Origin of the sequence: Anatilimnocola aquadivae, from assembly GCF_049819085.1 — a bacterium.
In the GTDB taxonomy this organism is placed as follows: Bacteria; Planctomycetota; Planctomycetia; order Pirellulales; family Pirellulaceae; genus Anatilimnocola.
On the sequence record NZ_CP187419.1, the window covers coordinates 5199901 to 5214892 of the forward strand.

The 14992-nt window shown below is 57.8% G+C and carries 3 protein-coding genes; 2 read left to right on the forward strand and 1 reads right to left on the reverse strand.

Annotation, left to right across the window (positions count from 1 at the left end; translation table 11 throughout):
• Window positions 1-2: 2 nt before the first annotated feature.
• Window positions 3-13124 carry a DNRLRE domain-containing protein gene (locus NA78x_RS20620; RefSeq protein WP_425614262.1) on the reverse strand — a complete coding sequence of 4374 codons (13122 nt, stop codon included), beginning with the start codon at window positions 13122-13124 and terminating at the stop codon, window positions 3-5.
• 399 nt (window positions 13125-13523) lie between these two features.
• On the opposite strand from NA78x_RS20620, the gene NA78x_RS20625 reads away from it, so the two are divergent.
• Both NA78x_RS20625 and NA78x_RS20630 read left to right on the forward strand, forming a co-directional pair.
• Window positions 13524-13910, forward strand: coding sequence for a hypothetical protein (locus NA78x_RS20625; RefSeq protein WP_425614263.1), 387 nt, complete (start codon window positions 13524-13526; stop codon window positions 13908-13910).
• Window positions 13911-14000: 90 nt separating this feature from the next.
• Window positions 14001-14960 carry a DUF1559 domain-containing protein gene (locus tag NA78x_RS20630; protein WP_425614264.1) on the forward strand — a complete coding sequence of 320 codons (960 nt, stop codon included), beginning with the start codon at window positions 14001-14003 and terminating at the stop codon, window positions 14958-14960.
• Window positions 14961-14992 lie beyond the last annotated feature (32 nt).

Consider the following 14992-nt stretch of genomic DNA (forward strand, 5'->3'; position numbering starts at 1 on the left):
AGTTAGTTTCGCTTGTCACCGTTGCTCGCGTTGGAGTTGAAATCCCAGAGGAGATCCATCAGAGCATAGTCGACCATCCAGTCGCGGCCTTGATTGCCGTAGACCCAATCAACCTTGCCATCGCTGGTCACTGTCGACGAGTTGATGTCTCCGGCCAAGCTGCTAATCCTGGTTGCGAACGGTTGATTGGAAGTCCACAGAGCTTGAATTGCTTGCAAGCTGGCTACATCGTTGCCTTGGCTGAGCACGCCACCGATCAACAAATCATCGCCTTCCAGACCGAACAAGCGATCGAGCCCTCCACCGCCGTTGAGGATGTCTGCTCCCGCACCGCCCAGCAGATAATCGTCATCCGTGCCACCCATCAAAACGTCATTGTCGGCTTCACCGTAGAGATAGTCTCTGCCAGCATCGCCCAAGATAATGTCGTTGCCGCCACGGCCCCAAATGATGTCGTCACCTGTTCCGCCGTCGATCAAATCGGTGGCAGCTCCACCGGTGATCAAGTCATTGCCGGCATCGCCATAAATGGTGGTTGGCTTGGCGAGGAACGGATCGAGAATGACTCGATCATCACCGGCCAGGGCGTTCACCACGATACGGTCGAAACTCGCATTGCTGAAGGTCTGCAGGATCTTGCTGAGTGGCATGAGAACCAGGGTTTGATTCGCCCCGTATCTCGAAATGGTGATCAGGTCGAGCGACGACGTGCCATTCACCACCAGCAACCCGCGACCAGGATTCTCAGGATCATCGACGATCGCGGCTGTCCCTGGAACATTGGTGACCGGCGCGGATACCGTGACGGTAAACGTGCGAGTCGTGGTGTTCACTCCGCCATTGGCTGTTCCTCCTGCGTCCGTAACAGTGACCGTAATGGTCGCAGTTCCCGATTGATTTGCCACGGGCGTAAAGGTCAGCGTACCGGTGCTACCAGGCGATGAATAAACGATCGTCGGGTTCGCGATCAAAGCTGGATTGCTGGAAGTCGCAGTAACCGTGAGCGATTGCGTCTCTCCCGCACCCGCGGAGATTCCCGTGAGAGGAATGGACTGGGTAGCAGCGTTCAACGGCAGCGGTGCTGGATTGGCAATTGCGTTCAGCGTCGGGGCGTCGTTCACTGCGTTGACAGTTACGACAAACGTATCCGTCGATGTACCACCTTCGCCATCATCCACCGTCACCGTGATGGTGGCAGTGCCAAAGGCGTTGGCCGCCGGCGAGAGGCTGATCGTGCGATCGGCCCCCGTACCGCCCAACACAATGCTTCCTGCGGGGAAGAGAACCGTGTTGTCAGATGTTGCCGTCACCTGCAAGCTGCCTGCGGCGGTTTGACCATCGCTGACCGTGAACGGAATGTTGGTGATCGCTACATCTTCATTCGTCACCTGGTCGGCAATGTTCGAGATCGTCGGAAGAGATCCAGCTTCATCGTTATCGACGCTCGTTACCGAGACGTCCATCGGATTTCGGCCGTTGTACGCTGGGTCCGTGCTGCTCGTGAGACCTGTTACGATCGCATACGCAACATCCCCGTCGTCAATCGCGTCATCCACTCCCGTGATCGTGATTGTCTGCGGGACATTCCAGTTGGCAGGGGTAAACGTCACGCTGCTCGTCGATAGCGAGCCTTCGGAAGGATCACTGCTCACCAGCGGAATGGTGACATTGCCGGTAGGCTGCACTCGCAAGACGATGGTAAACGTAGCTGTTCCACCAGCCTCGGTGGTGACCAGGTCTTCGACAGGAGAGATGGTAAACCCGGGCGTGACTCCAACCGTGTCGTTATCGCTGTTCGCAACCGAAACGTCGGCTGCGTTGAGCCCCGTGTAACCGGCGTCAGTGCTTGTAGCTGCACCGGTGACAATCGTGTAGGCAACCGAGCCATCGACAATGGCGTCGTCGGCACCGGTGATGGTGACGATCTGCGGAACATTCCAGTTGGCGGTGGTGAAGGTCACGCTTGCCGGAGCTACCGTGCCTTCCGTCGTGTCGCTGCTGGTCAGCGGAATGGTCACATCCGCCGTCGGTTGCGAGTTAAGCACGATGGTGAAGGTGGCAGTGCCGCCCGCTTCCGTCGTTGTGAGACCGGCAGTCGGAGTAACCGTGATGCCAGGCGGAGTCGCCACGTCGTTATCGCTGTTCGCAACCGAAACATCGGCCGCGTTGAGCCCCGTGTAACCAGCGTCAGTGCTTGTAGCTGCGCCGGTGACAATGGTGTAGGCAACCGAGCCATCGACGATCAGGTCGTCCGCACCTGTAACCGTGACGATCTGGGGAATATTCCAGTTGGCAGTGGTGAAGGTCACACTGGCCGGAGCTACTGTGCCTTCGGTGATGTCGCTGCTCGACAACGGAATGGTGACATCCGCGGTCGGTTGCGAGTTAAGCACGATGGTGAAGGTGGCAGTGCCGCCCGCTTCCGTCGTTGTGAGACCGGCAGTCGGAGTAACCGTGATGCCAGGCGGAGTCACCACGTCGTTGTCGGTATTCGAAACCGAAACGTCGGCTGCGTTGAGCCCCGTGTAACCAGCGTCAGTGCTTGTGGCCGCACCGGTGACAATGGTGTAGGCAACCGATCCATCAACAATGGCATCGTCGGCACCGGTGATGGTGACGATCTGCGGCACATTCCAGTTGGCAGTGGTGAAGGTGACGCTCGCCGGAGCTACCGTGCCTTCGGTCGTGTCGCTGCTGGAGAGCGGAATGGTGACATCTGCGGTCGGTTGCGAGTTGAGCACGATGGTGAAGGTGGCTGTGCCGCCCGCTTCCGTCGTTGTCAGACCGGCAGTCGGAGTAACCGTGATGCCAGGCGGAGTCGCCACGTCGTTGTCGGTATTCGAAACCGAAACGTCGGCTGCGTTGAGCCCCGCGTAACCAGCGTCAGTGCTTGTAGCTGCGCCGGTGACAATGGTGTAGGCAACCGAGCCATCGACAATGGCGTCGTCGGCACCGGTGATGGTGACGATCTGCGGAACATTCCAGTTGGCGGTGGTGAAGGTCACACTCGCCGGAGCTACCGTGCCTTCGGTCGTGTCGCTGCTGGAGAGCGGAATGGTGACATCTGCGGTCGGTTGCGAGTTAAGCACGATGGTGAAGGTGGCAGTGCCGCCCGCTTCCGTCGTTGTGAGACCGGCAGTCGGAGTAACCGTGATGCCAGCAGCGTCGTTATCGCTGTTCGCAACCGAAACGTCGGCTGCATTGAGCCCCGCGTAACCAGCGTCAGTGCTTGTAGCTGCGCCGGTGACAATGGTGTAGGCAACCGAGCCATCGACAATGGCGTCGTCGGCACCGGTGATGGTGACGATCTGCGGCACATTCCAGTTGGCAGTGGTAAAGGTGACGCTTGCCGGAGCTACCGTGCCTTCCGTCGTGTCGCTGCTCGACAGCGGAATGGTGACATCCGCCGTCGGTTGCGAATTGAGCACGATGGTGAAGGTGGCAGTGCCGCCCGCTTCCGTTGTTGTCAGACCGGCAGTCGGAGTAACCGTGATGCCTGGCGGAGTCGCAACGTCGTTATCGGTGTTCGAAACCGAAACGTCGGCTGCGTTGAGCCCCGTGTAACCAGCGTCAGTGCTTGTGGCCGCACCGGTGACAATCGTGTAGGTCACTGGGCCATCGACAATGGCGTCGTCAGCACCCGTGATGGTGACGATCTGCGGAACATTCCAGTTGGCAGTGGTGAAGGTGACGCTCGCCGGAGCTACCGTGCCTTCCGTCGTGTCACTGCTGGTCAGCGGAATGGTGACATCCGCGGTCGGTTGCGAGTTAAGAACGATAGTAAAGGTGGCTGTGCCGCCTGCTTCGGTCGTTGTGAGACCGGCAGTCGGAGTAACCGTGATGCCGGCAGCATCGTTGTCGCTGTTGGTCAGCGAAACATCAGTCGAATTGATCCCTGCGTAGTTCACGTCCGTGCTTGTGGCCGCACCGGTGACAATCGTGTAGGTAACGGCACCGTCGACGATCAAGTCATCGGCTCCCGTAACCGTGATGATCTGTGGGACATTCCAGTTCAACGCGGTGAAGGTCACACTGTTGACCGCAATGGTCCCTTCGGTCGTGTCGCTGCTCGAGAGCGGAATGGTGACATCGGCCGTCGGTTGTGAGGTAAGCACGACGGTAAATGTCGCAGTGCCTCCCGATTCGGTTGTCGTGAGACCAGCCGTCGGTGAAACGCTGATTCCGCCCTCGAAGACATCCGTTAGGTTGATCGTGACAGTGGCCGTGCTTGTCAGCAAATCGGCGTCCGTGACAGTTACCGTGAGGCTGTAGCTAGGAGTGGTCTCAAAGTCGAGGGCCGCACTATTGGCAACGGTGATCTGGCCGGTGGTTGGATTGATCGCGAAGGCGGTACCCGTGTTACCCGCAGTGATTGCGAAGGTTTGCGAATCGCCAGCATCGGGATCGGTCGCCACCACGGTGCCCACAGGCACCGCGTTGGCCGAATTTTCCGCGATCGAGAATGTCTGCGCACCGGTCACCGGGGCTTCGTTCACGTTCGTGGCGGTTACGGTGAAGGTGCTTTCGACAAACAGACCGCCCGCATCCGTCGTGCGAACGCGAATGCTGTAGGTTGGCTGAGCTTCGAAGTTAAGGCTGTTGGTGGCTTGCAGTGTGCTGCCACTGATATTGAACAGCCCATTGTCGGTAGCACCGGCGCCGGCGACGAGCGAGTAGGTGAAGGTATCGCCGGCATCAGCATCGGTCGTGCTAAAGGTACCGACGACTGCGTTGGCGCCAGCATTTTCCGCGATCGTCTGCGGAGCCAAGGCCAAAGCCGTCGGTGCGGCATTTGCAACACCGACGATGACGGAGCCGTCACTCGAATCGACACCCGCTGTAACTGCCGGGGCAATCAACAGGTCGTTCGTATCGTTGTCCGAAGCGGCGGCAGCCGTAATGTTCAGAGCTGAGGTGCCAGTGGCCGCCGCAGGCAGGGCGTTCAAGGTCACATTGAGAATGGTACCGATGAAGCCATTTGCCAGCGCCGGACCGAGGTCCGAAGCATAGACCAATCGCATGAAACCCGGAGTAGCTGTGTTGTTGCTGCTCGAGAAACTGAAGCCGGTCAGAGCACTACCCAGCGTGGCACTGCCAAACGTGAATCGGGTGGCATCGTAAGTAATCGTGACGTCGAAACCTGCCAGTGAAACGCCAGTCGGTTCCGTAACATTGATATTTACCGGAATCGTAAGGGTGCCACCGGGGGCGACCGTGAGATTGTCGGGAATGAAAATCTCTGGATCAGCTCCCGGAGGAGGAACTGGGAGGCCAGTTGGCAAGGCTGGAATCGCCGGGAAGCCACCCGCGGCACCGGAGATGAACCGCAACAGACCTGTCGCATCACCGGTCGTCACCGACAGGGAGTCGTTCATGTCGCCGAGCAAGATCGGGTCGCTTAGTTTCAGGCTGGTGAATCCCGTAGTGCTGAGCGCACCCGAGATCGACCGCAGCAACGCGGTCACGTCACCCGTCGTAATCGAGCGACTGTTGTTCAAGTCGCCGCGGTATGCAGCCACATGAATTCCGTCATCGCCCACGCTGGGCAATGTCGCGGCATTCACCGCGGTCACCGTGACGTTCGTCAAATCCAAAACGTGCTTGGAACCATTCGAGGCCGAGGCTGGCACGGTGGCGGCCAGGTTGGCAATCGTGATGGGTGTTGCCGTCGCACTGAATTCTGTGGCACTGGTGATCGTCACGATGGCCACGCCGGGCGTGGTGACGTCAACCGTGATGTTGGCCCCGGCAATGGGGGTTGTACCTCCGGTGATTGTCAACAAGCTCGGGTTGTAATTGACCGTGAAGCTCGTAGCGCCAACATTCAAGCCACTGCTTAGCGTGATCGGGATTCCATTCGATGTGGAAGCGGGCAGATTCACTGGCTGGCCATAGCCGCGAACAAAATCTGGGATGCCGACGACGAGGGTACCCGGAGCAGGGGCAACGACCGTGAACTGCGTCACATAATCGCCGCCAGCAACGCCATTGCCGTCGCCATCCAATTGAACGCCGGTGCTAGTGATCAGGCCATTGGCCGCGCTGCGGAGCGTTACCGTGTAGGTATCGGGCACCAACTCACCACCCGTCTTCACGAACGTGAATCCGCGATTGTCGGCGTCCATGATGACCGAACCGCGGATGACTCCTGCGGTCGCGCCCGACACGGTGATATCACTGGCTCCTAAGGTGCCGTTGGAATCGACCAGGTTCAATACGGTTGGATCCAGGACTTCGTTGAAGCGGACCGCGAATGTGGAACCCGCGTTCGTGAAAGTGCTTACCGAGAAGACGATCGGATCGGCAATCTGGACGTTTACGCTGCCAATGGTGAGGCCGTTGTAGGCGGCATCGCTGCTGGCGGCAGTGAAGGTCAGCGTGCCCGTATGGTTTCCTTCGGCAGTGGCATCGTTGATGCCTGATACTGTCACGTTCTGCGGTGTATTCCAGTTCGCTGCAGTGAACGTCAAAGTTGTCGGGGCAGTCGTCAGTTGCGTACCAGCATTGATCGTGACCGTGACATCGGCGGTCGGCTGAGTTGCCAAGACCAGCGCGACAGTATCGGTTGCACTCCCTTCGACAACCTCAGTCGTGCCGCCGGTTTGAGTGACGGTGACCGCAGGGACCAATGAATGGAAGATGGTCAACTGAGGACGTAAATTGATATTGGCGGTTTCGGAAGAGCTAAAGATCCAGCCGTTAGATCCGCTTGCCCAAGGCAGCATTGCCCAGCCATTATTGCCCAACGAACCACTGACCCACGACTGCACGTCGCCCGTCACATCAAAGACGTTGAAGCCAGCTTGAGCATCTGGGTTGCGTGAGGCGTTACCAGCTTGAGCAATCGACGTCAGACTGGCTTCAACTCCATCAGCGGTGATGCCAGCGGAGAAAGAATCCCAGGTCGCGGCTTCCGTCCAGCTTTGCAGCATGGGGTGGAACGAACCGCCATCGCCGGGCGCGTTGTTGCTTCCCATCGCGGGGAGCGTGAGTGTGGCGGCATACACAATGGCTCCAGCCGGAACCTGGCTCAAGGCTGCGCCGATAATATCCTCGAACTTCATCAAGACATGGACAGAGTTATTGCCAGCATCGGTGAAATCGACATTCAAGTCAGTGGAGGTTGCCCCGGCAGCTGAGGTCGGTGCTGCTTGCTGCAATTGCGTATCGACGGTTCCCGTGTAACCGTCCACGCCATCGCGGAAGCTCTTCACGGCAGTTCCGGCGGGCACCCACTCGACGCGCAACCGTGGACGACTCGTCAGGCTGGCAACTTCCGACGACGAAAAGCCAAAGTCGTTAGTGTTCGTCGCTAAGGCAGGCAACATCGCCCAGCCATTGTTCGCTTCGCCGTTGGACCAGGCTTGCAAGTCACTTAGGACCCCAATTCCAATCGATCCCGTCGTCGTCGCCGCCGCTGCACCCGAAGCATTGTTCAGCGTGGCTTCGTATTGAGCACGAGCTTCGACATCGTCGGTTTGAATGCCTCCTGTCAACGTGTTCCAGGTCGCGGTACCTGCATTCCAAGTCTGCAACATGCGGTTCAAGCGTGGACCGCTACCGGTGTTCGTGACATCCAGCACAAGTTCGGCAAAAGTAATCAGCGAGCCCGGCGGAATTTGTCCAGGTCCATTGCCGAACAGGCTATCGAAGCGAAGCAGAACTTGTGAGTTCGTGGTTGTTCCACCCACCACAGTCAGGCCACTCGCCGTGCTACCTTCGGCAAACACGGTATCTGGCTGAGCCTGCGACAACTCCACGTCGGCTGCGCCCGTGTAGACCCCAAGGCCGTTATCGACACCCTCTTGAAAGCTGACGGCTCGCCGTAAACCAACGACAATTCCCTTGCTCAGCGGCTGGCTATTGGAACCATCCCCATCCGACATGGTCACCATCACCGTCCGCGTCGTGGTGGCCAGGTTGGTGCCAACATTGCGGAAGGTGATCCCTCGCAGCAACGCTTCCGCGGCAGCGGGGGTCGAACTGGAATTGAAGGTGATTGCCAGCGGTGTAGCACCAGTGCCACCGGTGAACGTACCAATGGCCACACCACCAAACGTGACGTTGCTGCCGGAAACTCCGATTTGTCCCGGCCCGGTGCCGACGTTGCGAATTTCTACTCGATCGTCGGCAGTTGCCCCAGCCGACAAGGTCACTGTGAGCACGCCTGTATTCAGGTCGGCGGAGTCCAAGTCGATCAAGGTTGCGGTGCCATCGATGCCGATGGCTGTTCCGCCGATACCGTAAACTGCGGGAGTGGCAGACAACGTGAGAATCGGTTGCACGTCCACATTGGTGACTGCCACGTCCGCTGGATTCAGACCGTTGTAGTTCAAGTCGGTGCTGACAATGGCTTCCGTGATGATTCCGTAGTCCACCGAAACATCGGTGAGAGCGTCGGCCACGCCTGTGATCGTAACCGTTTGCTCAACATTCCAATTCGCTGGGGTAAACGTCAGACTGGGCGAGCCCACGGTTCCTTCCGCGGTATTGCTCGAGGCTAAACCGAACGTAACATCGGCCGTTGGACGGCTGTTCAGCTTGACCGTGAAGGTAGCGGTGCCACCCGATTCCGACGTTCTCAATCCACTCGTCGGCGTGATGGTAACTCCAGCCACGTCGTTATCTAGATTGGTCAAAGTCACGTCGGTGGCATTGAAACCGTTGTAACCAGCATCCGCACTTACCGCAGGCGAAGTTACGATGGTGTAGTTCACTGCCCCGTCGATGTCGAAGTCATCGGCGCCAGTCACGGTAACTGTCTGCGGAATGTTCCAGTCCGCGGTAGTAAACGTCAGTGTGGTCGGTGCCACCGTTCCTTCGGCCGTGTTGCTAGAGTTGACAGTGATGACAACATTGGCGGTGGGAGCAAGGTCCAATACAACCGTGAATGTTGCCGTATCACCAGCTTCCGTGGTCACCAGTCCGCTGGTGGGCTGAACGGTGATACCAGGAATGTCGTTGTCTGAGTTGGTGACGGTGATATCCGCCGGATCCAAGCTGGCATACGCAGGATCTGTGCTCGTCGCCGCGCCAGTCACAATGCTGTACGCAACCGCACCGTCAGCGAGTGCGTCGTTGACGCCCGTGATGGTCACGGTTTGGGGAACATTCCAATTCGCTGGCGTGAAGGTCACGCTTGCCGGTGTTACCGTTCCTTCGCTCGAGTTGCTCGAAGAGAGCGGAATGGTGACATTGGCCGTCGGAGCGGTGTTGAGTTCGATGGTGAAGTTGGCGGTGCCGCCAGACTCGCTCGTGACGAGTCCGCTTTGCGGAGTGATCGTAAAGCCGGGAGGAGTGAAGAACACACGCAGTTGTGGAAGTTCTTGCGGAACGAAGGCGTTCGAAGTGATGAAGCCCCATTCGTCCGTACCACCGGCCCAAGGAAGAATAGCCCAACCATTGTTCTGCTGCGCACCGCTCACCCAGGCTTGCAGGTCAGCCGTGACATCGAATGGATTGAAACCACCTTGCACGGTCGGGGCCAGACCGGCATTTCCGGCTTGAGTATTGAAGGTCGTGCTCGCCTCGATGCCATCTGGTTGGATGCCATTGTTGCCGAACAGATTCCAGGTAGCGGTGGCTTCCGTCCAAGGCTGTTGCATGGTGAAGAAGCGACCACCAGCACCCATGGAGTTGGCGTTCGCACTGGCCAGCGTGAGGGCCGCTGCATGAATGCGCGAGCCGGCAGGGATCTGTCCCGGGCCAGTGCCCACAATGTCGTTAAACTTCAGTAGAACCTGTGATTCATTCCCGGCATTGGCTGCGTCGACATACACCGAAATATCGGTGCCCAGATTCAAATCGGGGCTGGCTTGCAACAGGGCGGCGTCTTCTGCGCCTGTGTAACCATCGACACCCTGGCGGAAGCTGGTCGACTGCACTCCTGCAGGAACCCAAGCCACTCGCAATTGGGGACGAATCGTCGAATCGGCCGACTCTCCTGGGCTGATGCCTGTGCCGTCCCGGCGTTCCGACCAGCCGGTGATGAGCCAGCCATTGTTGGCTTCACCATTAGCCCAAGCTTGTAGATCGGGAGTCACTCCAATCGAAACTCGACCGGTACCCGTACCGCCTGATCCATCAATCAAGCCCCAGGCCGAATCGTAGCTCGTGCGTGCTTCGGCATTATCTACCTGCACACCAGGTTGCGCGTTGCGAGGAAACTGGGCGTTGCCAAACGAGTTCCAAGTCTCCGTGTTGGCGTCCCAGGTGGTATTCAAGCGATGGAGCGTGCCTCCGTCACCGCTATCCGAAACATTGAGCACCAGTTCGGCACCCACAATCGTAGCACCGAGCGGAATCTGCCCCGGGCCAGTTCCAAAAATGCTGTCAAACCGCATCAAGATCTGCGAAGTGTTGGTGCTGCCCAAATCTGGCCAGTCGAGGAACATCTGCGTCCCGTTGCCGATTGGCAGCGCGGTATCCGGAGTGCCTTCAGAGAGTTGAATGTCGGCTTGGCCGGTGTAGGTGCCGTAACCGAGATCGACGCCCTCCTGAAAGCCCGACAGATTCACTCGACCCACTTGAATGTTGCTGGTAACCGTATTGCTCGTGCCGCCATCGCCATCGTTCAGCACGATCGAAACCGTGCGCGTGGGGAAGGCCGGGCTGGTGCCGATGTTTCGGAACGTAATTGCTCGCAACAACGCTTCGGTCGCCGCAGGTGTCGCGGCCGCATTGAGCGTAATCACCAGCGGAGTTGAGCCGGAGCCACCCACAAACGTGCCGATGGCAGTGCCGCCGAAGCTCACCACGTTGCCCGCCACGCTGATTTGTCCGGCAGCAGTTCCCGTGCTCCGAATTTCCAAACGATCGGCTGACTCAACACTGCCGGTTTGAGTCACCGTCAACGTCCCGGCATCGTAGTTGGCTGTGTCAGCATCCGTAATCGCCGACTGCGGTCCCAAGGCAATTGCTGGAGAACCCAGGCCATAGATCAAATTCCCGCTGGGGAACGTGATCAGCGCTTCATTGTCTTCGGTCACCACCGTGACGTCGCGAATGGGCGCGTTGTTGTAGAGAGGATCGGTCGAGGTTGCCGTGGTGAGAACGGTAAACGTCTGCGCGCCGTCTCGCGCGAAGTCGTCGGTAGGTGTCACATTTACTGTCTGGGCAACATTCCAGTTCGCGGCCGTAAACACAATCTGAGCGGGAACGGTTCCAGCCGTCAGATCGCTCGAACTGAAAGCAATGGTCACGTCAGAAGTTGGCTGACTCTGCAACTGAACCGTAAAGGGAGCAGGAGCCCCTCCTTCCAGCGCCGTGATTGGAATGACTGGCAACTGCAGAATGCCAGCCGTGTCGTTGTCGATGTTGGACAAAGTGACATCGTCGGCGTTGACTCCCGCGTAAGCCGGGTCGTCGCTGGTCGCGGCAGCCGTCAGGATGGTGTAAGTCACATTCCCTTCGTCAATCGCATCGTTGACGCCGGTTACCGTGACCACTTGCGGCACGTTCCAGTTAGCAGCCGTGAAGGTCAATGTCGGAGCAGATACCGTTCCCTCCGCAGTATTCGAAGACGACAGCCCGATCACCACATCGTTCAGGGGTTGGGTGTTCAAGTACACCGAGAAGGTTGCGGTGCCGCCGGCTTCGGTGGTTGTCAGCCCGCTGATTGGGTTGACGGTGATTCCCACTTCGTTGTCGGCATTGCGAATGGCGATATCGGGCACATTCAGCGCCGCGTAAACCGGATCCAAACTGGTCGAAGAATCGGTCACGATGGTGTAAGCAACCGCACCGTCGACCAACGCGTCATCCTGGCCCGTAACCGTCACGGTCTGTGGCACATTCCAGTTGGCTGTGGTGAAGGTCACACTCGGCAGCGAGATGGTCCCTTCCGCGGTATTGGACGACGACAGTTGAATCGTGACATCGGCCGTTGGGGCCGTATCGAGTGTGATATCGAACGTCGCTGTGCCGCCGGACTCGGTTGTCAGCAAACCGATGCTGGGCGTTACTTTGACGCCCGGAGTCGGTCCGGGAATGAACACAAACGAGACCACGGCATCGTTGGCACCGATGTTCTGCAGACCCATGTTGGGCAGATCGCGCGTTTGAATATCCCAGCCGTTACCATTGGCAACAAAGCTGACCGGATTGTCGATGTTGTTGCCGGCTCCACCTTCAGCCGAAATCACCAGGACGCCGGTCTGTGGCGTGTGACCGGGAATCTCCAGATGGTAGGTGCCGGTCGAAGGATTCGTCGCCACGAAGGGAGCGCTGGCAATCGCCGCACTACCGTCGCCACGGAACTTACCCGAGATCACCGTGGTGTTCGATTTGGGGACGTAGACAAACGCCACCGGATCTTGCTCGTAGTCGGTGCCATCTTGATTGTGCCCCTTGGTGAACACACTCCAGGTGCCGTCCGCATTGGCCCGCGACAGGGCAAAGTTGTTCTCATTTTTGCCGTGATTGACGAGCAGCACGCCATCCGTTTGGGAATGAATCCCCATCGAACGCAGGTCAACCGTCGAAATTCCACCGCCGGTACTGATGTAGTGCGTGCCAACGGCTAGACCGGGTGAACCGACGAGCAGATCGTTAACACCACCATTAGTGCCCGCCGAGTTGCGTGCCAAGCCGCCGATCCAGCCATCTGCGTAGGGGAAATAGGCCGCCGAGACATTGAAGTTGTACTCATCGCCACCGGTCAGGCCACTCTTCGAAGTGTTGTGCGTCGCGATAAAGTACGTGCCACCCGCTTCACCATTGACTGCCGAGATCCCGTATTGAACCCCCGAGATCGTCGTTTCGCCGTTGTCGCGACCGTTGTCGTTGATGCTGGTCAGCAAGATGCCATTGGCAATATCATCGGTGCCCACGTTTCCGACCTGCACCGTTAAATCGCCGCGACTCTGACCACCGCGGAGTTGAAAGTCGTTGATCGACATGGGCAGCGAGGTCGTGATTGACGCTGCTGTATTGCCGGTGTTGTTCTGTACCACATCGATGTAAGCCGCTGCGACGGTGTGCAGCGTCGCGTCCATCACTTCGCGACTTTCCAAGGTCTCTAGCAACAATCGGCGCTGCTTGGCTTTCTTCGTTGCGAGCGCTGCCTTCAGTCGAGTGCGAGATCCTGGATTGCGAAACAGACTTCGATTCAGATGTGATAGCACGACAAAACTCCTTGGAATCGCAGCGACGCGGCGAAAACTACTTACTACAGGTGGTGTGCGGTTCAGGCAGGAAGGGTGAACCTTGACGGATGAACCACTTGTAGAAAGTGATTATGAAGAAATGGCGAATAAACTGGGTTAATTAAGGCAATACCAGTTTGATGGTGGAGTATCTGGTCTATTTGTCGCAGCTGCGGCTTGCCGCACTCATCCCATGTTTATTTTTGATGAAGAAGCGTTGCCACTTGACACGCCACCGATATATTCGACCCGGGGTCGAGTCTGTCACTGCCACTGCTTCACCCGCTCCTTGGACTGCATTTCTATTGATGAAGCAGAGCGATGCAATATCACAAGAACCTATTAATAGCATTTATTCTATCAATATTAGTTGGCCCCTTGGGTTGCGCTCCGGAAAAGCCACAGTTTATTCCGGTTCGTGGTGAACTCTTTTATCAGGCGAAGCCGGCAAGTGGTGCCATGGTGCAATTCACACCGACCGCCAATGCCACCAGCGAAGCCTGGCCAAGTGGCTATCCCCGCGGCGAAGTCAAAGCCGATGGGAGCTTTGAGATCGGAACCGAGAACTCGGCCGACGGTGCACCGGTAGGCGAATACATCGTTACCGTCACGTGGATGGTTACGCCTGGTGGCGCAGTAGCCAGCGATCCTGAAGCCGCTACTGTCGACAAATTCCAAGGCAAATACCAAAATCCCGCCAAGTCTGAGCTCAAAGCAACGGTCACTCCCCTCCCAACCACGCTGCCTCGCATCGACCTCAAGTAGATGGCAAGGCGTGATAACAACGCCCGCCCAAGTGCTGCCTTTCACACCGAAATGCACCGCCCAACAGACCGCTCATTAAGGAGAGGACGAATGAACGCCAAGAAATTCCGCGTCCGTAGTTCAGCATTCACACTCGTCGAATTGTTGGTAGTCATTGCCATTATTGGTGTGCTGGTAGCTTTGCTCTTGCCGGCAGTGCAGTCGGCTCGCGAAGCGGCGCGCCGCACTCAATGCTCCAACAACCTCAAGCAAATTGGTCTGGCTCTTCATAACTTTCATGATGCCCAAAATCACCTGCCACCAGGCGGCATCGGCAAGACAGATCCCCTAAGCCAAACAGCCGCTCACCTTAAGTATGGTGTGTCACCCAACGATGTGCATAGTTGGGTAATCTTCGTTCTGCCCTACATGGAGCAGAAGAACATCTATGACCAGTATAAATTTAACGTCGACTTCAAGCATCCTAATAACACCGCGGCGCGCGAGACGGTGATTAAGTCGCTCATTTGCCCGAGCACACCACGCACTCTCCATAGCCAGCAGGTCAACTACAGTGGCTTTGGCACTGTGAAAGTTGGCTTAACTGACTACGGCGTTAATAATGCAATTAGTGCAGCCCTGCTGGGAGCTGGATTAATTGATGCCCAGACTGCTGCGAGCCCGCAGGGAGTTATGCGGGTCAATGAGTTTCAGCGTCTGGCAGACATTACCGACGGCACGTCGAACACGTTTTGGATTGCTGAGAACGCGGGGCGGCCTGGACTCTACCGCACCGGGCACAAGTTGGTCTCGGGAACCACGATTTCCGGAGCCGGGTGGACTGACCGAGATAACGAATACATTACACACGGCTTTAGCTTGGACGGGGCGACTTCGGGCGGGGCCTGTCCGATCAATTGCACCAACAACAATGAGATCTACGGTTTTCACCCCGCGGGCGCCATGGTGATTTTTGGCGATGGTGCAATCCGGATGTTGTCCGCGAACACACCTATTCGCGTCGTCGGCGCGCTGTTGACCCGATCGGGCGGCGAAACAACCCAGCCCTAATTGACCAACTCGCGCCTCGGGCAGGGCTCGGC